The 20,215-nt window shown below is 65.5% G+C and carries 19 protein-coding genes; 5 read left to right on the top strand and 14 right to left on the bottom strand.

Features of this window, described 5'->3' with window-relative positions:
* Positions 1 to 42: 42 nt before the first annotated feature.
* Both RI032_RS11570 and glmU read right to left on the bottom strand, forming a co-directional pair.
* Positions 43 to 576 carry a GNAT family N-acetyltransferase gene (locus tag RI032_RS11570; protein WP_053443550.1) on the bottom strand — a complete coding sequence of 178 codons (534 nt, stop codon included), beginning with the start codon at positions 574 to 576 and terminating at the stop codon, positions 43 to 45.
* Positions 545 to 1,912: a bifunctional UDP-N-acetylglucosamine diphosphorylase/glucosamine-1-phosphate N-acetyltransferase GlmU gene (gene glmU, locus RI032_RS11565; RefSeq protein ID WP_322547029.1), complete on the bottom strand. Its 1,368-nt coding sequence runs from the start codon at positions 1,910 to 1,912 to the stop codon at positions 545 to 547. Before glmU ends, RI032_RS11570 begins: the two co-directional genes overlap by 32 nt.
* 83 nt (positions 1,913 to 1,995) lie before the next feature.
* Between glmU and RI032_RS11560 the strand changes: the two genes are divergently transcribed.
* Entirely contained in the window at positions 1,996 to 2,382 is a 387-nt protein-coding gene (locus RI032_RS11560) for a GtrA family protein (protein ID WP_010481329.1), read from the top strand.
* 158 nt (positions 2,383 to 2,540) lie between these two features.
* Here RI032_RS11560 and RI032_RS11555 read toward each other — a convergent pair whose 3' ends face one another.
* From RI032_RS11555 to RI032_RS11515, 9 genes are all read right to left on the bottom strand, one after another.
* Positions 2,541 to 2,963: a F0F1 ATP synthase subunit epsilon gene (locus RI032_RS11555; RefSeq protein WP_005419509.1), complete on the bottom strand. Its 423-nt coding sequence runs from the start codon at positions 2,961 to 2,963 to the stop codon at positions 2,541 to 2,543.
* 113 nt (positions 2,964 to 3,076) lie between these two features.
* Entirely contained in the window at positions 3,077 to 4,483 is a 1,407-nt protein-coding gene (gene atpD, locus RI032_RS11550) for a F0F1 ATP synthase subunit beta (protein WP_197656864.1), read from the bottom strand.
* A 38-nt stretch (positions 4,484 to 4,521) separates the two neighbouring features.
* Positions 4,522 to 5,385 (bottom strand): F0F1 ATP synthase subunit gamma, encoded by an 864-nt coding sequence (atpG, locus tag RI032_RS11545; RefSeq protein ID WP_010481324.1) that lies wholly within the window; start codon positions 5,383 to 5,385, stop codon positions 4,522 to 4,524.
* An 83-nt stretch (positions 5,386 to 5,468) separates the two neighbouring features.
* Positions 5,469 to 7,016 (bottom strand): F0F1 ATP synthase subunit alpha, encoded by a 1,548-nt coding sequence (gene atpA, locus RI032_RS11540; protein ID WP_005411130.1) that lies wholly within the window; start codon positions 7,014 to 7,016, stop codon positions 5,469 to 5,471.
* Between the two features lie 44 nt (positions 7,017 to 7,060).
* Entirely contained in the window at positions 7,061 to 7,588 is a 528-nt protein-coding gene (locus RI032_RS11535; protein ID WP_010481321.1) for a F0F1 ATP synthase subunit delta, read from the bottom strand.
* 2 nt (positions 7,589 to 7,590) lie between these two features.
* Positions 7,591 to 8,061: a F0F1 ATP synthase subunit B gene (locus RI032_RS11530; RefSeq protein ID WP_005419512.1), complete on the bottom strand. Its 471-nt coding sequence runs from the start codon at positions 8,059 to 8,061 to the stop codon at positions 7,591 to 7,593.
* 106 nt (positions 8,062 to 8,167) lie between these two features.
* On the bottom strand, positions 8,168 to 8,473 hold the full coding sequence (gene atpE, locus RI032_RS11525) for a F0F1 ATP synthase subunit C (RefSeq protein ID WP_005411133.1): 306 nt from the start codon (positions 8,471 to 8,473) through the stop codon (positions 8,168 to 8,170).
* A 73-nt stretch (positions 8,474 to 8,546) separates the two neighbouring features.
* A complete protein-coding gene (gene atpB, locus RI032_RS11520; protein ID WP_010481316.1) occupies positions 8,547 to 9,347 on the bottom strand; it encodes a F0F1 ATP synthase subunit A in 801 nt (266 codons plus the stop codon).
* Positions 9,348 to 9,378: 31 nt separating this feature from the next.
* The gene (locus RI032_RS11515; RefSeq protein WP_006394654.1) at positions 9,379 to 9,744 is read right to left on the bottom strand and encodes a hypothetical protein; all 366 of its coding nucleotides are present in this window, start codon (positions 9,742 to 9,744) and stop codon (positions 9,379 to 9,381) included.
* A 459-nt stretch (positions 9,745 to 10,203) separates the two neighbouring features.
* Here RI032_RS11515 and RI032_RS11510 point away from each other — a divergent pair, with 459 nt between their 5' ends.
* Positions 10,204 to 11,022, top strand: a complete 819-nt coding sequence (locus RI032_RS11510; protein WP_010481314.1) for a hypothetical protein — start codon at positions 10,204 to 10,206, stop codon at positions 11,020 to 11,022.
* 661 nt (positions 11,023 to 11,683) lie between these two features.
* Here the strand turns inward: RI032_RS11510 and lpdA are convergent.
* The 3 genes from lpdA to RI032_RS11495 form a co-directional block, all read right to left on the bottom strand.
* The gene (gene lpdA, locus RI032_RS11505; protein WP_043401095.1) at positions 11,684 to 13,492 is read right to left on the bottom strand and encodes a dihydrolipoyl dehydrogenase; all 1,809 of its coding nucleotides are present in this window, start codon (positions 13,490 to 13,492) and stop codon (positions 11,684 to 11,686) included.
* Between the two features lie 106 nt (positions 13,493 to 13,598).
* Positions 13,599 to 15,320 (bottom strand): dihydrolipoyllysine-residue acetyltransferase, encoded by a 1,722-nt coding sequence (aceF, locus tag RI032_RS11500; protein WP_197656863.1) that lies wholly within the window; start codon positions 15,318 to 15,320, stop codon positions 13,599 to 13,601.
* A 167-nt stretch (positions 15,321 to 15,487) separates the two neighbouring features.
* Complete coding sequence (locus tag RI032_RS11495) at positions 15,488 to 16,003, bottom strand: DNA-deoxyinosine glycosylase (RefSeq protein WP_134959351.1); 516 nt, start codon at positions 16,001 to 16,003, stop codon at positions 15,488 to 15,490.
* A 186-nt stretch (positions 16,004 to 16,189) separates the two neighbouring features.
* Between RI032_RS11495 and RI032_RS11490 the strand changes: the two genes are divergently transcribed.
* The 3 genes from RI032_RS11490 (at position 16,190) to glpK (ending at position 20,179) form a co-directional block, all read left to right on the top strand.
* Positions 16,190 to 16,825, top strand: a complete 636-nt coding sequence (locus RI032_RS11490) for an OmpW/AlkL family protein (protein ID WP_010481310.1) — start codon at positions 16,190 to 16,192, stop codon at positions 16,823 to 16,825.
* A 245-nt stretch (positions 16,826 to 17,070) separates the two neighbouring features.
* Complete coding sequence (gene glpD / locus RI032_RS11485; RefSeq protein ID WP_322547028.1) at positions 17,071 to 18,573, top strand: glycerol-3-phosphate dehydrogenase; 1,503 nt, start codon at positions 17,071 to 17,073, stop codon at positions 18,571 to 18,573.
* Between the two features lie 106 nt (positions 18,574 to 18,679).
* Positions 18,680 to 20,179, top strand: coding sequence for a glycerol kinase GlpK (gene glpK, locus RI032_RS11480; RefSeq protein WP_049411058.1), 1,500 nt, complete (start codon positions 18,680 to 18,682; stop codon positions 20,177 to 20,179).
* Positions 20,180 to 20,215 lie beyond the last annotated feature (36 nt).

Here is a 20,215-nt window from a genome sequence, read left to right as displayed (position 1 = left end):
CAGATCCACGCCATGCGTGGACGTGCCGACCAAGGTCGGCACCTACCAGACCTGCCGCATCGCCACCCGCAGGTGCATCGGGAACCCAAGCGCGGCTTCTTCGGCCATCACCGCACGCAGGCCATCGTTCCACTGCGCCTCGGGCACTACCTCGAACCCTTCACTGGCATAGAAGGCCGCATTCCACGGCACGTCGGACAACGTGGTCAGCACCGCTGCCGCGTAGCCGCCAGCCCTGGCCTGTGCCAACGCATGGCGCAACAACACGCGACCATGACCGCGGCGCGCGTGCGCGGGATCCACGTCCATCTGCAGCACATGGAAGTCACCGCACAGCTCACCGGCCAGCAGGTAGCCCGCGATGCCACCGTCAGCCGCATCCAGCACCCACAACTGGCCACGTTGAAGGCCATCCTGCAGCGTCGGCAGGTCCAGGCCATGCCCGGCAAATACCGGGTAGGCCTGGTGCCCCTTCAGCAGTTCACCGGCACGTTGCTCAATTGCCGGCAGCATGCCGAGTTCGTCGGCGTGCGGGATGCGTGGCTCAGGACTTCTTGAGCGGGCGCTTCCAGCCATCGATGGTTTCCTGTCGTGCACGTGCCAGCGTCAGCTTGCCATCCGGGGCGTTGCGGGTGATGACCGAACCGGCAGCGATGGTGGCGCCCTCACCGATCAGCACCGGTGCCACCAATGCGCTGTTGGAACCGATGAAGGCGTTGTCGCCGATGGTGGTGGTCGACTTGTTCACGCCGTCGTAGTTGCAGGTGATGGTGCCGGCACCGATGTTCACCTTGCTGCCGATCACCGCGTCGCCCAGGTAGGTCAGGTGATTGGCCTTGCTGCCAACACCGAGGGTGACCTTCTTGGTCTCGACGAAATTGCCGACATGCACGCCATCGGCGAGCACTGTACCCGGGCGCAGCCGTGCGAACGGCCCCACCAATGCAGCACCTTCGGTGACCACGCCTTCCAGGTCGCAATGCGCGCGCACTTCGGTGCCCGGGCCAAGATTGACGTCCTTCAGCCGGTTGAACGGGCCCACGGTGACGCCGTCGCCGAGCACGATATTGCCTTCCAGAACGACGTCGACATCGATCAGCACGTCGCTGCCCACGGTGACGGTGCCACGGATATCCAGGCGTGCCGGGTCACGCACGCGCGCGCCCTGCGCGCACAGGGCCCGAACCGCACGGCGCTGCCAGGCACGCTCCAGCTGCGAAAGCTGCCAGGGATCATTTGCCCCTTCGGCTTCCTGCGCGTCGGCCACCAGCGCCATCTCGGCCGGGGTGTACTCGTGCGCGGCAAAGGCGAACACGTCGGTCAGGTAGTACTCGCCCTGCGCGTTGCTGTTGGACAGCTGCGACAGCCAGCGCCGCAGCGCGGTCGACTCGGCGGCAATGATGCCGGTGTTGATCGTGCGCACACGCAGCTGGTCGTCGGTGGCGTCCTTCTGTTCGACAATCGAGCCGACCTTGCCTTCGGCATCGCGCAGCACGCGGCCGTAACCGGTCGGGTCATCGACATCGGCGACCAGCACCGCCAGTCGACCCGGCTGTGCCAGCAGGTCGCGCAGGGTCTGCGCGCGGATCAGCGGCACGTCGCCGTACAGCACCAGCACCTGCGCGGCGTCGGGCACCTGCGGCATCGCCTGCGCGACGGCGTGCCCGGTACCGAGTTGCTGTGCCTGCTCGGCCCATTGTAGATCGGGCCGGTCGGCAAAGTGCTGGCGCACCGCTTCACCACCATGGCCGTAGACCACGTGGATCGCGGCCGGCTGCAGCTCGCGGGCGGCATCGATCACATGCGCCAGCATCGGCTGCCCAGCGATCGGCTGCAGCACCTTCGGCAGCACCGACTTCATGCGCTTGCCCGCGCCAGCGGCGAGGATGATGACGTGCAGGGCTTGGGTCATGGGAGCAGCAGTCCGTAGTTCGTTGCCGGTGATTCTAGAGCGTGGGCCGTTAACATGGGGATCTGCCCGCCCACACTCCGACCATGAGCCTGCTCCGCCAGGGAAGCGCCTACCTCATCATCGGCGTGCTGCAACTGCTGCTCGACTGGGCGGTGTTCGTGCTGGTCACGGCCGCCGGCCTGCCCGTGGTGCAGGGCAACCTGGCCGGGCGCGTGGCCGGCATGCTGCTGGGGTTCTGGTTGAACGGGCGAATCACCTTCGCCACTGCCGACGGCGAGCAACGGCTGGGCTGGCGACGCTTCGCACGCTTCCTGCCGCTGTGGTTGCTGCTCACCACCGCCAGCACGCTGCTGGTCTCGAGCGCCGACCATGCATTGGGCCTGCAGTACGCCTGGTTGGCCAAGCCACTGGTGGAGGGCGGCCTGGCCGTGATTTCCTTCCTGCTGCTGCGGCACGTGGTGTACCGCTGATACGACGTCAGGATCGGGATCGGTAGCGTCGACGGTCAATCGACTGCCCTTCCATCAGACCGCGGAAATCCCACGCTGCGCGCGACAGTCGACTCGACCCGCCGCCCAAACAAAAACGCCGGCACAGGGCCGGCGTTCTCGTGGGTGCAGCGCGAACCTCAGTGCTTGAGGTTCTTGCGCAGGCGCTCCAGCGCCTGCAGCTGGACAACGGCTTCAGCCAGCTTCTGCTGGGCCTCAGCCACTTCCATCGCCTCGCCGCGGTTGGCCAGGATGCGCTCGGCTTCTTCCTTGGCCTTGCGGACCGAGGCTTCGTCGATGTCCTGCGCGCGGATCGCGGTGTCGGCCAGCACGGTCACCACCTGCGGCTGCACTTCCAGGATGCCGCCGGAAATGGCGAAATCCAGCTGCTCGCCGTTCGGCGTGGTCACCACCACCTTGCCCGGCTTCAGGCGGGTGATCAGCGGCGCGTGCTTGGGCGCGATGCCCAGTTCGCCCAGCTCACCGGTGGCCACGACCAGGGTCGCTTCGCCACGGAAGATTTCCTGCTCGGCGCTGACGATGTCGCAACGGATCGTGCTCATGCAAATCTCTTCGCTGTTCGCGGCGGCGCAATGCCACCGTGGGGGTCCACCGGCGCGGGCGGTTGCCCGGCGCCGGCGTCAGGTCGGGCAGGATCGCTCCCGCCCGTCCCGGATCAGGCCTTCTCGGCCATCTTCTTGGCCTTCTCGACCGCTTCTTCGATGCCGCCGACCATGTAGAACGCCTGCTCCGGCAGGTGGTCGTACTCGCCATCAACGATGGCCTTGAAGCCACGGATGGTGTCCTTCAGCGGCACGTACTTGCCCGGCGAACCGGTGAACACTTCGGCCACGTGGAACGGCTGGCTGAAGAAGCGCTCGATCTTACGGGCGCGCGACACGGCCTGCTTGTCCTCTTCGGACAGCTCGTCCATGCCCAGGATCGCGATGATGTCCTTCAGTTCCTTGTACTTCTGCAGGGTCTGCTGGACGCGCTGGGCGGTGTCGTAATGCTCGTGGCCGATGACCAGCGGGTCCATCTGGCGGCTGGTGGAGTCCAGCGGATCGACGGCCGGGTAGATACCCAGCGAGGCGATCGAACGCGACAGGGTGACAGTCGAGTCCAGGTGGGCGAAGGTGGTCGCCGGCGACGGGTCGGTCAGGTCGTCCGCGGGAACGTAGACGGCCTGGATCGAAGTGATCGAACCGTTCTTGGTCGAGGTGATGCGCTCCTGCAGGACGCCCATTTCCTCGGCCAGGGTCGGCTGGTAACCCACGGCCGACGGCATACGGCCCAGCAGTGCCGACACTTCGGTACCAGCCAGGGTGTAGCGGTAGATGTTGTCGACGAACAGCAGGACGTCCTTACCCTTGCCGTTCTCGTCCTTCTCGTCGCGGAAGTACTCGGCCATGGTCAGGCCGGTCAGGGCGACGCGCAGACGGTTGCCCGGCGGCTCGTTCATCTGGCCGTACACCATCGCCACCTTGTCCAGGACGTTGGAGTCCTTCATTTCGTGGTAGAAGTCGTTGCCCTCACGGGTACGCTCACCCACGCCGGCGAACACGGACAGACCGCTGTGCGCCTTGGCGATGTTGTTGATCAGTTCCATCATGTTGACGGTCTTGCCGACGCCGGCGCCGCCGAACAGGCCGACCTTGCCGCCCTTGGCGAACGGGCACATCAGGTCGATGACCTTGATGCCGGTTTCCAGCAGTTCGGTGGCCGGGGACTGGTCTTCGTACGACGGGGCCGCACGGTGGATTTCCCAGCTGTCGCTGGCGTCCACCGGGCCGGCTTCGTCAATCGGACGGCCGAGCACGTCCATGATGCGGCCCAGGGTGCCGGCGCCGACCGGCACGGAGATGCCGCGGTTGGTATTGGTGGCAACCAGGTTGCGCTTCAGGCCGTCGGTGGAACCGAGGGCGATGGTACGCACCACGCCGTCACCCAGCTGCTGCTGGACTTCGAGGGTGATTTCGGTGTTGTCGACCTTCAGTGCGTCGTACACCTTCGGCACCGACTCACGCGGGAATTCGACGTCGACGACCGCGCCGATGATCTGAACGATCTTGCCCTGACTCATTGCTGCATCCTCTAAATGTGTGCTTTGAACGAACGCGGTCAGACTGCTGCCGCGCCGCCGACGATTTCGGAGATTTCCTGGGTGATCGCTGCCTGGCGCGCCTTGTTGTAGACGAGCTGGAGGGTGCCGATCAGCTTGTTGGCGTTGTCGCTCGCCGCCTTCATCGCAACCATGCGTGCGGCATGCTCGGAGGCGACGTTTTCCAGCAGTGCCTGGTACACCAGCGACTCGATGTAACGCGTCATCACGTGCTCCAGCACGGTCGCGGCATCGGGTTCGTACAGGTAATCCCAGTCGTGGTGAGCGACCTGCTTCTCAGCCGGCGGCAGCGGCAGCAGCTGATCGAAGCTGGCCTTCTGCACCATGGTATTCACGAAGCGGTTGTAGACCAGGTACACGCGGTCGACCTTGCCTTCGGTGAAGGCGTCGAGCATGACCTTGATCACACCGATCAGCGATTCCAGCTTCGGCACGTCGCCGATGTGGGTCACGCTGCCGACCATGTTGACCTTCACGCGGCGGAAGAAGGTCGATGCCTTCTGGCCGATGGTCACCAGGTCCACTTCCGCACCCTTGTCCTGCCATGCCTTGGCTTCGCCCAGCATCTTGCGGAACAGGTTGTTGTTCAGGCCGCCGGCCAGGCCGCGATCGGAGGAGATCACGATGAACCCGACCCGCTTGACCTGCTCGCGCTCGACCAGGAACGGATGCTGGTAGTCGGTGCTGGCCTGGGCCAGGTGGCCGATCACCTGCTTCATCGCCTGCGCGTACGGACGCGAGGTCTTCATCCGATCCTGCGCCTTGCGGATCTTGGAGGCCGAGACCATTTCCAGGGCGCGCGTCACCTTGCGGGTGTTCTGCACGCTCTTGATCTTGGTTTTGATTTCGCGTCCGCTTGCCATCTCTTGTTTCCCGTGGCGCGGGGCTGATGCCCCGCGTTGTTCAACCGTTTGAGCGGGGCGAGCCCCGCTCTACGAGCGCTGGATTACCAGCTGCCGGTGGTCTTGAACTCGGCGATGCCCTTCTTGAAGGCACCTTCGATGTCGTTGTCCCAACCGCCGGTGGCGTTGACCTTGCTGACCAGTTCGCCCTGGGTGTTGGCGAAGTGGGCGTGCAGGCCTTCTTCGAACGCCAGCAGCTTGTTGACCGGCACGTCGTCGAGGTAACCCTCGTTGACGGCGTAGATCGACAGCGCCTGGTTGGCGATCGACATCGGCGCGTACTGCTTCTGCTTCATCAGCTCGGTGACGCGCTGGCCACGCTCCAGCTGCTTGCGGGTCGCCTCGTCCAGATCCGAGGCGAACTGCGCGAACGCAGCCAGCTCGCGGTACTGGGCCAGCGAGATACGGATGCCGCCCGACAGCTTCTTGATGATCTTGGTCTGGGCCGAGCCACCGACGCGCGACACCGAGATACCGGCGTTCACGGCCGGGCGGATGCCGGCGTTGAACAGGTCGGTTTCCAGGAAGATCTGGCCGTCGGTGATCGAGATCACGTTGGTCGGAACGAAGGCGGACACGTCGCCGGCCTGGGTTTCGATGATCGGCAGCGCGGTCAGCGAACCGGTCTTGCCGGTGACCTTGCCTTCGGTGAACTTCTCGACGTATTCCTCGGACACGCGGGCAGCGCGCTCGAGCAGGCGGGAGTGCAGGTAGAACACGTCACCCGGGTAGGCTTCACGGCCCGGCGGGCGCTTCAGCAGCAGCGAGATCTGGCGGTAGGCAACGGCCTGCTTGGACAGATCGTCGTACACGATCAGCGCGTCTTCGCCGCGGTCCATGAAGTACTCACCCATGGTGCAGCCCGAGTAGGCGCTGATGTACTGCATGGCAGCCGATTCGGAAGCGGTCGCGGCCACCACGATGGTGTGGGCCAGCGCGCCGTTCTCTTCCAGCTTGCGCACGATGTTGGCGATGGTCGAAGCCTTCTGGCCGATCGCAACGTACACGCACTTGATGCCGGTGCCCTTCTGGTTGATCACCGCATCGATCGCCATCGCGGTCTTGCCGGTCTGGCGGTCACCGATGATCAGCTCGCGCTGGCCACGGCCGATCGGGATCATCGAGTCGACCGACTTGTAACCGGTCTGCACCGGCTGGTCGACCGACTTGCGCCAGATCACGCCCGGAGCAACACGCTCCACCGGAGCGGTCAGGTCGGTGCCCAGCGGGCCCTTGCCGTCGATCGGTTCGCCCAGCGCGTTCACGACGCGGCCCAGCAGCTCCGGACCAACCGGCACTTCCAGGATGCGGCCGGTGGTCTTGGCGACGTCGCCTTCGCGCAGGTGCTCGTAGTCACCCAGCACCACGGCGCCGACCGAGTCGCGCTCCAGGTTCAGGGCCAGGGCGAAGGTGTTGTTCGGCAGTTCGATCATTTCGCCCTGCATCACGTCGGCCAGACCGAAGATGCGCACGATGCCGTCGGACACGCTGGTCACGGTGCCTTCGTTGCGCGATTCCGCGGCCAGCTTGACCTTCTCGATGCGGTTCTTGATCAGTTCGCTGATTTCGGAGGGGTTGAGCGTGGTTGCCATCGTCAAGTCCTAGTGCCGGCAGCGGGGCCGGACGTTAAATGAATTCAGTTAGCGAGCGCGGTCTGCAGACGGGCCAGCTTGCCCTTCAGCGAACCATCGATGACCACGTCGCCGGCGTCGATCACGGCGCCGCCGATCAGCGAGGCATCGACCGCGGTGGTCACATCGACCTCGCGGTTGAAGCGCTTGCGCAGCGCGACCTTGATCGCGTCCAGCTCACTGGCCGACAGTTCGGCGGCCGAGGTGACGGTGGCCTTGACCACGTGCTCGGCTTCGGCGCGCAGGGCGTCGAACATGCCGGAGATTTCCGGCAGCAGCGGCAGACGATGCGATTCGGCCAGGATGGCCAGGAAGCGCGAGTAGGTCTCGCCGTGCGACACCGGCGCCAGCAGGGCGACGGCGTCGTCACGACCCAGCTCCGGGTTGGCGAGCAGGGCCGCCACGCGCGGGTCGGCGGCGACGTGGGCGGAGAACGCCAGGGCGTCCGACCACGGCGCGAACGCGCCTTCGTCGCGCGCGGTCGCGAACGCGGCGCGGGCGTACGGGCGGGCAAGCGTGAGGGCCTGGCTCATCCTTAGATCTCCGAGGCCAGCTCGTCGAGCAGCGCCTTGTGGGCGTTGGCGTCGATTTCGCGCTTGAGCAGCTTTTCAGCACCGGTCACGGCCAGCGCGGACACCTGCTTGCGCAGATCTTCACGGGCACGGTTGGCGGCGGCGTCGATTTCAGCCTGGGCCAGTTCCTTCTGACGGGTGGCTTCGGTGATCGCTTCGTTACGGGCAGCATCAACGATCTGGTTGGCACGTGCGTGGGCCTGATCGATGATCTCGTTGGCCTTGGTGCGTGCTTCCTTCAGCGCTTCGTTGACCTTCTCCTGCGCCTGGGCCAGATCTTTCTGGCTGCGGTCGGCAGCAGCGAGGCCTTCAGCAATCTTCTGCTGGCGCTCTTCGATCGCGTTCATCAGCGGCGGCCAGATCTTGGTCGCGATGATCCAGATCAGACCAGCGAAGGCCAGCGCCTGCGCAAGAAGGGTGAAATTGATATTCATGGTTAGCTCGATCGCTGGTTTCGGGGTGGACGCGCCGCCGTAGCGGCGCATCCGGCCTTCATCCGAAACCGGGTGCATCAGCACCCGGTCGTCTCAAACCGCTGTATCAGCCGGCCAGAGCCTTGGTGACGGCGCCAGCGAAGGCAGCCGACAGCGGGTTGGCGAAGGCCAGCAGCAGGCCGACGGCGACCGAGATGATGAACGCGGCGTCGATCAGGCCGGCGGTGATGAACATACGGACCTGCAGGACCGGGATCAGTTCCGGCTGGCGGGCGGCCGACTCCAGGAACTTACCAGCCATGATGGCCAGACCCAGACCGGCGCCCAGCGCGGCCAGGCCGATCATGATGCCGACGGCAAGGGCGGTGGAGCTCTGAATCTGCGCGAAGTTGGTCAGGACGGCGAAGTACATGGTTATCTCCAGGAACTTAAGTTGCTAAGGGTGATGAAACGGATGAAGGTTGAAACGCGTTGAAGCTTGAAACTCAGTGAGCGTCTTCCGACAGGCTCAGGTACACGATCGACAGCATCATGAAGATGAAGGCCTGCAGCGGGATCACCAGCAGGTGGAACAGCATCCAGCCGAGGCCGAACACACCACCGGCAATGGCACCGAAGAAACCGGCACCACCCAGCACCCAGATCAGCAGGAACACGATTTCGCCGCCGAACATGTTGCCGAACAGTCGCATCGCCAGCGAGATCGGCTTGCTCAGCCACTCGACGATGTTGAGGATCAGGTTGAACGGCATCATCCACTTGCCGAACGGCGCCGTCAGGAATTCCTTGATGAAGCCGCCCAGGCCCTTCGACTTCAGTGCGAAGAACAGCATCAGGAAGAACACGCTGATGGCCATGCCCAGGGTGGCATTGACGTCAGCGGTCGGGACCGGCTTCCAGTAGTGTACGCCCACCCATTCCAGCGGCTTGGCGATGAAATCGGCCGGGATCATCTTCAGCAGATTCATCAGCAGAATCCAGAAGAAGATGGTGATGGCGATCGGCGTGACCAGCTTGCTCTTGCCGTGGTAGGTGTCCTTGGCCTGGCGGTCGACGAACTCCAGGCAGATCTCGACGAAGGCCTGCCACTTGCCCGGCACGCCGGCGGTGGCCTTGCGGGTCCCCAGCCAGAACGCGACAACGATCACCAGGCCCATCAGGACCGCAGTGAGGAAGGTATCGACGTGGATATGCCAGAACATACCCTCACCCTTGCCGACCGGTGCGGTCAGGTTGTGCAGGTGATGCTGGATGTAGCTGGTAGGGGTTAGAGCCTCGCCCGCCATGTGTCCGGAACCTTCAGTTAATTGAATTCTGTCAACGCCTGGCCATGGCCAGGACCTGGAACATCAAGCCGACGGCGATACCGGCCAACAGCGCCAATGCAGGCAGCTTGAAGACCAGGAACCCCACCAGCAGGACGCCGAAAACCACCACCCACTTGGCCACGATCGCAATGATCAGGCGAGCCATCGCCGATCCTGCGGCCAGTGCCCCACCACCCAGTGCCATCCGTGCCGCCACCCAGCCACCGGCCGAAATGGCCACACCGGACGCCAGCGCGCCGAGGGCATATTTCGGACCTACCAGCAGGAAGGCCAGGGCCAGGACAGCCACTGCGGCCAGCGGGTAGACCGCGGCGCGCAGCATCAGTCGCCGACCCGCATCAACGGAGTTCAGCACAGGACGTCCCGCGTGGTTGCAAGTGGAGGGCTGAGGCGGCTACAGCAGGGGGGCCTCATCGAGCCGCCAAATTATAGCAATGGGACAATTTGCGAGACAACCGCTGCCTGTTCATCCCGGGAAGCCGCAAGTTGCGGTAACGGTTACATTTTTGCGTGCCACCCGGGGGACAATGACGTCTGTATGATGCTGCGGCGCAATATTGAACTTTGGTCGCATCCGGCGGAACTTTCGCCGAATGCGCCGGTCCGATCTTTCGACCTGCCTGCAGCAACCTCGTCGACGCTCCGCCCCGCAGGTCCCACGATGGCCCCGAAGCCCGGCTCCGGGGCCATCTTTTTGCATCGTCGCGACAGCGCTGAACCGTGCACACGCCGTGGACCATACGTTCACGGATGGTGGACGGGCCTGTCCGGCACAGTGGTCTTCATTCTGATGAACCACTGCAAGGACTCTTCGATGCGCCCTGTACCCACCCTGCTCGCCCTCTCCCTGCTCGCCGCCGGCGCCTCGTTCGCCACTGCCGCCCACGCCGCTGAAGGCGACGACCGCTTCGCCCTGCGCCTGGGTGCGATGAACATCGACTCGGACAATACCCTCCGCGGCAAGACCAACGTGGCCGGCCAGGACATCGGTTTCTCCGAGGACTTCAAGCTGGGTGGCAAGGAGTGGGAACCACGCATCGACGGCATGTTCCGCATCAGCAACCGCCAGCGCCTGCTGTTCAACTACTTCAAGTACGACAAGGACCGCCGCGAGACCCTCGGCCAGGACATTTCCTTCGGTGACGTCAACGTGCCGTCGGGCAGTTTCGTCAAGGGCGAGCTGAAGTACCAGGTCGCCAGCCTGGTCTATGACTACTCGGTGGTGGACACCGACACCTTCGACCTCGGCCTGCAGCTGGGTGCCGAGTACGCCAAGGTGAGCACCAAGGCCTACGCCGATCTGGGCACCGTCTACGAAGGCCAGTTCCTCAACGAGAAGACCGACGGCGTGGCGCCGGTGGTCGGTGCGCGGCTGAGTTTCACCCCGTCCGAGAAGTGGATGATCACGCTGCAGGGCCAGTACCTCAACACGCGCTGGGGCAGCTTTGATGACTACAAGGGCGACCTGAGCCGCGCCAACGCCATCGTCGATTACCGCTTCACGAAGAACTTCGGCGTGTTCGCCGGCTATGACTGGTTCAAGCTGGACGCGGACAAGAAGGGCAGCGACGGCACCATCGGCCTGAAGCAGGAATTCAAGGGCCCGGTGGCCGGCGTCAGCTTCGTGTTCTGATCCCCCGCTCCTTCCACACGCTCTCTCTCCTGGCGCGGCCTCCGGAACATCGGGGCCGCGCTTTTTTGTGCTGTTTTTCCCTGCGTGCAGGAGCAAGAGCAGCTGGGTCGAGCGCTTGAGTGAGAGGGGGCTGGGTGCGAATGTCCCCCGGCGCCGGCCTGCGGCCGTCACCTCCTCCTTTACTTCGCACCCAGCCCCCTCTCACTCCGCGTATCAGGCATCCAGGCGGCCCAGGCAGTGGCTCTCGACTGTCCGCAAGCCGAGCCGCTGCGTGGGTGGCAGTTCCCGTAGACGCAGGCTGGTCGAGCGCTGAGGGAAGAGGGGCTTGCGTGCGAATGTCCCCCGGCGCCGGCCTACGGCCGTCACCTCCTCCTTTACTTCGCACACAAGCCCCTCTTCCCCCGCGTGTCAGGCATCCAGGCGGGCCAGGCTGTGGCTCTCGACTATCCGCAAGCCGAGCCGCTGCGCGGGTGGCAGGCGTTTGGACAAAGTAAAGGAGGAGGCGACCGCCGCAGGCGGGCGACGGGGGACATTTGTCGAAATGCCTGCCACCCGCGCAGTGGCCCGGACCCTCGCGATGACAACAGCCGAAGATATTCCTGCAGCCAACAAAAAACCCCGGCAGAAACCGGGGCTTTTCGTGTGGAGCGGCGCTGACGCCTTACTTCTTCTTCGGCATGTACAGATCGGTGATCGTGCCGTCGTAGATTTCCGAGGCCATCGCCACCGACTCGCTCAGCGTCGGGTGCGCGTGGATGGTGTGGCCGATATCTTCGGCTTCCGCACCCATCTCGATGGCCAGGCCGATCTCGGCCAGCAGGTCACCGGCATGCACGCCAACGATCGCACCACCGATGATGCGGTGGGTCTCTTCGTCGAAGATCAGCTTGGTGAAGCCCTCGGTACGGCCGATGCCGATCGCGCGGCCACTGGCGGCCCACGGGAACTTGGCCACGCCCACCTTCAGGCCCTTGGCCTTGGCTTCGGTCTCGGTCACGCCGACCCAGGCGATTTCAGGGTTGGTGTAGGCCACCGACGGAATCACGCGGGCCACCCACTCCTTCTTGTGGCCGGCAGCCACTTCGGCGGCCAGCTTGCCTTCGTGCGTGGCCTTGTGGGCCAGCATCGGGTTGCCGACGATGTCGCCGATGGCAAAGATGTGCGGCACGTTGGTGCGCATCTGGCGGTCGACCGGAATGAAGCCGCGGTCGGTGACCTGCACGCCGGCCTTTTCCGCATCGATCTTCCTGCCGTTCGGCGAGCGGCCCACGGCCACCAGCACGCGGTCGAAGGTGCCCTGCGCCAGCGCAGGCGCCTGGCCTTCCTCGGCAGCTTCGAAGGTCACGGTGATGCCCTTGGCATCGGCGGTGACGCCCGAGGCCTTGGTCTTCAGGTGCACTTCGATGCCCTGCTTCTTCAAGCGGTCGGCCAGCGGCTTGACCAGGTCCTTGTCGGCGCCCGGCATCAGCTGGTCCATGAACTCGACCACGGTGACCTTGCTGCCCAGCGCACCGTACACGGTGGCCATTTCCAGGCCGATGATGCCGCCGCCGACGACCAGCAGCGAAGCCGGCACTTCAGCCAGCTCCAGCGCGTCGGTGGAATCCATCACGCGCTTGTCGTCCCACGGGAAGTTCGGCAGCTTCACCGCCTGCGAACCGGCGGCGATGATGCACTTCTGGAAGCGCAGCAGCTGGGTGCTGCCGTCAGCTGCGGTGATTTCCAGTTCGTTGGCGGAAACGAACTTGCCGACGCCCTGCACGTTGCGGACCTTGCGCTGCTTGGCCATGCCGGCCAGGCCCTTGGTCAGCTGGTTGACGACCTTTTCCTTGTACTGGCGCAGCTTGTCCAGGGTGATGGTCGGCTTGCCGAACTCGACGCCGAAATCACCGGCGTGGGCCACTTCGTCGATCACCGCAGCAGCATGCAGCAGCGCCTTGGACGGAATGCAGCCCACGTTGAGGCAGACGCCGCCGAGGCTGGCGTAGCGCTCGACCAGCACCGTATCCAGGCCGACGTCTGCGGCGCGGAACGCCGCCGTGTAGCCGCCCGGACCGGAGCCCAGCACAACCATCTCGCATTCGATGTCGGCCGGCTTGCCGCTGGACAACGCCGGCTTCGGTGCGGCCGGTTCGGCCGGGGCGCGGTGCGACGGGGTCACCGGCGGCTTGCTGGCCGGAGCAGCTGCTGCCGGAGCCGGCGCAGCGGCCTTGGCCGGGGCTTCGGCGACGCCTTCAGCGTCCAGCACCACGACCACGGCACCCTCGGACAGGGTGTCGCCCAGCTTGACCTTGATTTCCTTGACCACGCCAGCAGCCGAGGACGGCACTTCCAGAGTGGCCTTGTCCGATTCCAGGGTCACCAGACCCTGATCCTTCTTCACCGTGTCGCCAACGGCGACCAATACTTCGATCACCGGCACATCGCTGTAATCGCCGATGTCGGGAACCTTGACTTCAATCGTGGCCATGGTGGTTTTCCTCGTGCCCGCCCGGCATGGCCGGCGGGCTGTCACTGCATCTGTTCACGCGGCCGCGCCAGGGGCTGCGGCCGCACGGTGGGGGCGAAGCGATGCCTTACAGCAGCACGCGGCGCATGTCGGCCAGTACCTGCGACAGGTACGTGGTGAAGCGTGCGGCCAGGGCGCCGTCGATGACGCGGTGGTCGTAGCTCAGCGACAGCGGCAGCATCAGCTTCGGTGCGAATTCCTTGCCGTTCCAGACCGGCTGGATGGACGACTTGGACACGCCCAGGATGGCCACTTCCGGTGCATTGACGATCGGGGTGAACGCGGTGCCACCGATGCCACCCAGCGAGCTGATCGAGAAGCAGCCGCCGCTCATGTCGGCCGGGCCTAGCTTGCCGTCGCGCGCCTTCTTGGCCAGTTCGCCGGTTTCCTGCGCGATCTGCACCACGCCCTTCTTGTCCACGTCGCGGATGACCGGCACGACCAGGCCGTTCGGCGTATCGGCGGCAAAGCCGATGTGGAAGTACTTCTTCAGGGTCAGGTTTTCACCGCTGGCATCGAGCGAGGCGTTGAACTCCGGGAACTTCTTCAGCGCCGCGGCGCTGGCCTTGATCAGGAAGGCGAGCATGGTCAGCTTGATGCCGGCCTTCTCGTTTTCCTTGTTCAGCGCCACGCGCAGGCCTTCCAGATCGGTGATGTCAGCCTGCTCGAACTGGGTGACGTGCGGGATCATGGCCCAGTTGCGGGCCAGGTTCGCACCCGAGATCTTCTTGATGCGCGACAGCGGCTGGACTTCGGTCTCGCCGAACTTGCTGAAGTCGACCTTCGGCCACGGCAGCAGGTTCAGGCCACCACCGGCAGCGACAGCAGCACCGCCGGCAGCCGGCACGCCACCGCTGAGTGCGGCCTTGACGAACTTCTGCACGTCACCCTTGGTGATGCGGCCACCCTTCTCGGTGCCGTTGATCTGCAGCAGGTCCACGCCCAGTTCGCGGGCGAACACACGCACCGCCGGGGTGGCATACGGCACCTTGGCCGGCAGCACGCCATCGGCGTTGAACTGCACCGGCGGGCTGGACGGGGTACCGGCCGAGGCGATCTCGCGGGCCGCCAGCTTGTCCGGCTGCGCCGGCACAGCGACCGGCTCGACCTTGGTGGCGGTCTCGGCGGCAGCCGGAGCGGCGGCTGCGGCAGCCTTGGTCGGCGCCGGTGCGCCAGCGCCCTCGGCTTCGATGATGGCGACCACATTGCCCTGCGACAGATTGTCGCCAACCTTGACCTTGATCTCCTTGACCACACCGGCCACCGACGACGGCACTTCCATGGTGGCCTTGTCGCTTTCCAGCGTGACCAGGCCCTGGTCCTTCTTGACCGTGTCGCCGACGGCGACAAGCACTTCGATGACCGGGATGCCGGAGTAATCGCCGATATCCGGCACCAGCGCCTCCACCGCGCCACCGCTGGCGGCCGGGGCAGCCGGGGCAGCCGGGGCAGCAGCGGCCGGAGCCGGCGCGCCCTGGGTAGCGGCGGCCGGGGCAGCGGCCTTGGCCGGTGCCGGAGCAGCAGCGGCCGGCTTGGCGGCTTCGCCTTCGGCCACTTCGATCAGCGCCACGACCTTGCCTTCGGACAGGCTGTCGCCGACCTTGACCTTCAGTTCCTTGACCACGCCAGCCACCGACGACGGCACTTCCATGGTCGCCTTGTCACTTTCCAGCGTCACCAGGCCCTGGTCCTTCTTGACCGTGTCGCCGACGGCGACAAGCACCTCGATTACCGGGATATCGCTGTAGTCACCGATATCGGGGACAAGTGCTTCCTTGATTTCGGCCATGGGGATAACTCCGGCAATCTGGTGTAGGGAAACGTCTATTGTGCGGCCAGCGGGGGCCAGCGCCAACCGTTACAGGTGTTTTCAGTACTCACGCAGCCGGGACACGCTGTTGCTCATGGGTTGCGGCCGCGACCAGTCGGTAGCGTATTGTCCGGACGATGTCCGCTTCATGTCGCCAGTGCGTCGGCTACCGGCTGCCAGGCCTGGCGCAGCCGCGGCAGCGACCAGGCCGCGTTGGCCGGGCTGGTGGACGGCAGTGCCAGCAGCCTTGGCGGAGTCTCCAGGCAGGGCAGCACCCAACGCTGGAATGCCTTCAGCGAAGCGGCACCGTTGCAGCCGATCAGCTCCAGCTCAGGAAGCGAAGCGATCAATGCCGGCAGCGCATTGGGCACTTCCGTGCCACGCACGATGTCGGCATCCAGGCTGCCACGCCGCTCGCACTGGCCGATCACATCCCACAGGCCGATACCTGCCGCCTGTAGTGCCTGCAGTCGCTGCGCATAGGGCAGACCCGCATCGAAGCCACAGATATCGGCCAGCACAGGCCAGAAGCGATTGCGCGGATGCGCGTAGTAGCGCTGCTCCTGCAATGACGCAACGCCGGGCATCGAACCCAGCAGCAGCACCCGGCACTTCATGTTCACCTGCGCTTGCAGGCCGACGCACACCGTTGCTTCGCTCACATCTTCTCCAACTGCATGAATGTCGCCGAAGGCCGAAAAGCCCATGAAAACAGGCTTTTCGCTCCGGTCGCTGAACAAGGAAAACTATTTTTTAACGTGCGTCGGATTTGATTCATGTTGGGGCGACTACGGTGTGCTCGCCCCGCAACCGGGGGCCCAAAACAAGAAACATTAGGAGATACCCCCATGCGCTCCATCCGTATCCTGAGTCTCGCCCTGCTGACCTCCGCCGCCTTCGCGCCGGCCGCTTTCGCCCAGGACAGCAGCAGCACCGACACCGCTTCGGGCAAGCATTTTGCCGTTGTCGGCGGCATCTCGCTGCTGGAACCGAAGAACGACCCGATCACCGGCGTGAAGAAGACCGATGGTGGCCCGGCGCCGACCGTCAGCTTCAGCTACTACATCAACGACAACTGGGCCGTTGAGCTGTGGGGCGCTGCCGACAAGTTCGACAACAAGTTCAAGGGCCCGGACAACGCCCGCCTGGGCTCGGTCGAGCAGCAGCCGATCGCGCTGAGCGGCCAGTACCACTTCGGCCAGGCTGACAACGTGTTCCGCCCGTTCGTGGGCGTGGGCTACTACCAGTCGAGCTTCAGCAACGAGAAGCTGGGCAACGGCGCTGACACCGACATCCGCTTCAAGGATGCCAAGGGCGTGATCGGCACCGTCGGTGTGGACATGAACATCAACTCCACCTGGTTCGCCCGTGCTGACGCCCGCTACATGCGTTCGCGCCCGGACGTGAAGGTGGGCGGCGAGAAGATCGGCGAAGCCAAGATGGATCCGTGGACCGTCGGCTTCGGCATCGGCGCCCGCTTCTGATCCAGGCTGCACCTGCTTCACTGATGTAACGCGACGGGCCCTTCGGGGCCCGTCGTCGTTTCTGTCACCCGCGTTCCACCTGTAGAGCCGAGCCCATGCTCGGCTGCTTTTATGTAGAGTCGAGCCAAGCCCCTATCCCGAGTCGAGCGGCGGGCTCCGCACGCATTGCGATGCGTTACGTTCAATGGCGCCCACGGTCAATGGTGGCGCGGCTCGGCTCTACATAAACAGGATGCGGAGGCACGATGCACGACGTCGACCTGCTGGTGATCGGTGGCGGCATCAACGGCGCCGGCATCGCCCGTGATGCCAGCGGCCGCGGCCTGCGCGTGCTGCTGTGCGAACAGCACGACCTGGCCGCGCATACCTCCAGTGCCAGCAGCAAACTGGTCCACGGCGGCCTGCGTTACCTGGAACAGGGCGAGCTGGGCCTGGTGCGCAAGGCGCTGGGCGAACGCGAGGTGGTACGCCGGCAGGCGCCCCATCTGGTCCATCCATTGCGCTTCGTACTGCCGTGGGAACCCCACCTGCGCCCACGCTGGATGCTGCGCATGGGACTGTGGCTGTACGACCACCTGGGCCGGCGCAGCCCGGCATTTCCCGCCTCGCACGTCCTGGACCTTCAGCGTGATCCGCTCGGCCCTTGGCTCTCTCCGGACCTGCGGCAGGCCTTCAGCTACGCCGACGCGCAGGTGGATGACGCGCGCCTGGTGCTGCTCAACGCCCTGGACGCTGCCCAACGTGGCGCGCAGGTACATGTGCGCAGCCGCTGCATCGAGCTGCGCCCTGTACAGGGCCATTGGCAGGCCATGCTGGAATCCGCCGATGGACAGCATCATGTGACCGCGCGCGCCGTCGCCAATGCGGCCGGTCCATGGGCCGGCGGCCTGCTGGAGCAGATGGAGGCACGCAGCGGCGGCCCGTCACTGCGGCTGGTACAAGGCAGCCACATCGTGCTGCGCCGTCCCTGGCCCGGTGACAGTGCCTGCCTGCTGCAGCAGCCCGATGGCCGCGTGGTGTTCCTGCTGCCGTTCGCCCACGATCATCTGCTGGTCGGCACCACCGACACCGACTACCGCGGTGACCCGGCGCGCTGCGGCGTACTGCCCTCCGAGGTGAGCTACCTGTGCGCGGCCGCCAACCGTTATCTGCGCGAGCCGATCACTGCGCAAGACGTGGTCTGGCAGTTCGCCGGTGTGCGCCCACTACTGGCCGACCCGGACCCGCGTGCGGCAAAGCTGAGCCGAGACTACCGCCTTCAGCTGCAGTCCGACCCGGCGCCGGCGCTGCATGTGCTGGGCGGCAAGCTGACCACCTACCGGGTGCTGGCCGAAGAAGCGCTGAACCTGCTGCAGCCAGCTCTGCCACAGATGGGACCGGCCTGGACGGCAGGTGGAGACCCGCTGCCGGGCAGCGACTGGGGTGACGCCGCACAGGCGCGCTCCCGCCTGCAGGCGCTGGCACCGTGGTTGCCCGAGGAAATCGCACGCCGCTGGGCCGGCGCCTACGGCAGCCGCAGCGCGGAGCTGCTGCATGGCCTGCAGGGTGTGAACGATCTTGGCGAGGACTTTGGCGGCGGCCTGCATGCGCGGGAAGTCGCCTTCCTGCGTGAGCACGAATGGGCCCTGGATGCCGAGGACGTGCTGTGGCGGCGGAGCAAGCTGGGGTTGCGGCTGGATGCGGCGCAGGTGGCGCGGCTGCAGGCGTGGATGGGGGGGCGGATCCCTTTCCCACGGAACGGGCTCTGACCCCCCGTGTTGCCACGTGTGCCAACCAGGGTTGGCAGCTACCAGGGCGGCCGCGCGCGACGCGATCGATGCATTAGGATCTCCCCATCGCTACCGGAGACGCTGCATGACGCCCCGCTACGTGCTGGCCATCGACCAGGGCACCACCAGTTCGCGCGCGATCCTGTTCGACCGTGCCGGCGACATCGTCGGCAGTGCGCAGCGCGAGTTCGCGCAGATCTTCCCGCAGCCCGGCTGGGTCGAGCATGACCCGCGCGAGATCCTCACGAGCGTCTATGCCACGCTGACCGAACTGCTCAGCCGCGGGCAGATCGACCCGCGCCATATCGCCGCACTGGGCATCACCAACCAGCGCGAAACCACCGTGGTCTGGGACCGTGCCACCGGCCAGCCGATCCACAATGCCATCGTCTGGCAGTCGCGGCAGAGCCACGCCATCTGCGAGCGGCTGAAGTCCGACGGGCATGAAGCGCTGATCCGCGAGCGTACCGGTCTACTGATCGACGCCTATTTCTCCGCCACCAAGGTGCGTTGGATACTTGACCATGTGGAGGGCGCGCAGCAGCGCGCCGAACGCGGCGAGCTGCTGTTCGGCACCATCGACAGCTGGCTGGTGTGGAACCTCAGTGGCGGCCAGGCGCACGTGACCGATTACAGCAATGCGGCGCGCACCCTGCTGTTCAACATCCACACGCTGGACTGGGATGACGATCTGCTGGCGCTGCTGGACATCCCGCGCGCGATGCTGCCTCAGGTGCGCGATTCCAGTTCGGTGTATGCGCATACCCGGCCGCAGTTCTTCTTCGACCACCCGATCCCGATCGCCGGCATCGCCGGTGACCAGCAGGCGGCGTTGTTCGGCCAGGCCTGCTTCCAGCCGGGTATGGTCAAGAACACCTATGGCACCGGCTGCTTCATGCTGATGCACACCGGCACGCAGGCGGTGCGTTCGCGCAACGGCCTGCTGACCACCATCGCCTGGGGCCTGGATGGCCGCGTGGAATATGCGCTGGAAGGTTCGATCTTCATCGCCGGCTCGGTGGTGCAGTGGCTGCGCGACGGCCTGCGGATGATCGAGCGCGCCAGTGACAGCCAGGCGCTGGCCGCGCAGGTGCCCGACAGCAGCGGCGTCTATCTGGTTCCCGCCTTCGTCGGCCTGGGGGCGCCGTACTGGCGCAGTGATGTGCGCGGTGCGATGTTCGGCCTGACCCGTGGCACCCGCAAGGCGCACTTCGTGCGCGCGGCGCTGGAAGCGATGGCCTACCAGACCCGCGACGTGCTCGATGCGATGCAGTCCGATGCCGGTATCGCGCTGACCGAACTGCGCGCCGATGGCGGCGCGATCGGCAACGACTTCCTGGCCGGCTTCCAGGCCGACATCCTCGGCGTGCCACTGCTGCGGCCGCGGTTGACCGAGACCACCGCGCTGGGCGCGGCCTACCTGGCCGGTCTGGCAGTGGGGTTCTGGTCCAGCCGCGAACAGATCGCCGCGCAATGGGGCCTGGACCGGCGCTTCGAGCCACAGATGGACGTGGCCCGGCGTGAAAAACTGTATGCAGGATGGCAGCAGGCCGTTGCCGCCACCCTCGCCTTCCACGTCGACTGACTTTGTAGAGCCGAGCCATGCTCGGCTGCCGTTGGT

The organism is Stenotrophomonas geniculata (genome assembly GCF_034508895.1).
Classification (GTDB): domain Bacteria; phylum Pseudomonadota; class Gammaproteobacteria; order Xanthomonadales; family Xanthomonadaceae; genus Stenotrophomonas; species Stenotrophomonas geniculata.
The sequence above is the reverse complement of the archived record's forward strand: the minus strand, read 5'-3'. Positions and strand labels throughout refer to the sequence as shown.

Coding starts and splice junctions, on each gene's coding strand:
- lpdA (WP_043401095.1), bottom strand. CDS start 13,492: ATGGCCACGATTGAAGTCAAGGTTCCCGACATCGGCGATTACAGCGAT.
- atpE (WP_005411133.1), bottom strand. CDS start 8,473: ATGTACTTCGCCGTCCTGACCAACTTCGCGCAGATTCAGAGCTCCACC.
- atpA (WP_005411130.1), bottom strand. CDS start 7,016: ATGGCAACCACGCTCAACCCCTCCGAAATCAGCGAACTGATCAAGAAC.
- RI032_RS11510 (WP_010481314.1), top strand. CDS start 10,204: ATGCGCCCTGTACCCACCCTGCTCGCCCTCTCCCTGCTCGCCGCCGGC.
- glmU (WP_322547029.1), bottom strand. CDS start 1,912: ATGACCCAAGCCCTGCACGTCATCATCCTCGCCGCTGGCGCGGGCAAG.
- RI032_RS11530 (WP_005419512.1), bottom strand. CDS start 8,061: ATGAATATCAATTTCACCCTTCTTGCGCAGGCGCTGGCCTTCGCTGGT.
- RI032_RS11535 (WP_010481321.1), bottom strand. CDS start 7,588: ATGAGCCAGGCCCTCACGCTTGCCCGCCCGTACGCCCGCGCCGCGTTC.
- atpB (WP_010481316.1), bottom strand. CDS start 9,347: ATGGCGGGCGAGGCTCTAACCCCTACCAGCTACATCCAGCATCACCTG.
- atpG (WP_010481324.1), bottom strand. CDS start 5,385: ATGGCAAGCGGACGCGAAATCAAAACCAAGATCAAGAGCGTGCAGAAC.
- RI032_RS11555 (WP_005419509.1), bottom strand. CDS start 2,963: ATGAGCACGATCCGTTGCGACATCGTCAGCGCCGAGCAGGAAATCTTC.
- glpD (WP_322547028.1), top strand. CDS start 17,071: ATGCACGACGTCGACCTGCTGGTGATCGGTGGCGGCATCAACGGCGCC.
- aceF (WP_197656863.1), bottom strand. CDS start 15,320: ATGGCCGAAATCAAGGAAGCACTTGTCCCCGATATCGGTGACTACAGC.
- glpK (WP_049411058.1), top strand. CDS start 18,680: ATGACGCCCCGCTACGTGCTGGCCATCGACCAGGGCACCACCAGTTCG.
- RI032_RS11490 (WP_010481310.1), top strand. CDS start 16,190: ATGCGCTCCATCCGTATCCTGAGTCTCGCCCTGCTGACCTCCGCCGCC.
- atpD (WP_197656864.1), bottom strand. CDS start 4,483: ATGAGTCAGGGCAAGATCGTTCAGATCATCGGCGCGGTCGTCGACGTC.
- RI032_RS11570 (WP_053443550.1), bottom strand. CDS start 576: ATGGCTGGAAGCGCCCGCTCAAGAAGTCCTGAGCCACGCATCCCGCAC.
- RI032_RS11560 (WP_010481329.1), top strand. CDS start 1,996: ATGAGCCTGCTCCGCCAGGGAAGCGCCTACCTCATCATCGGCGTGCTG.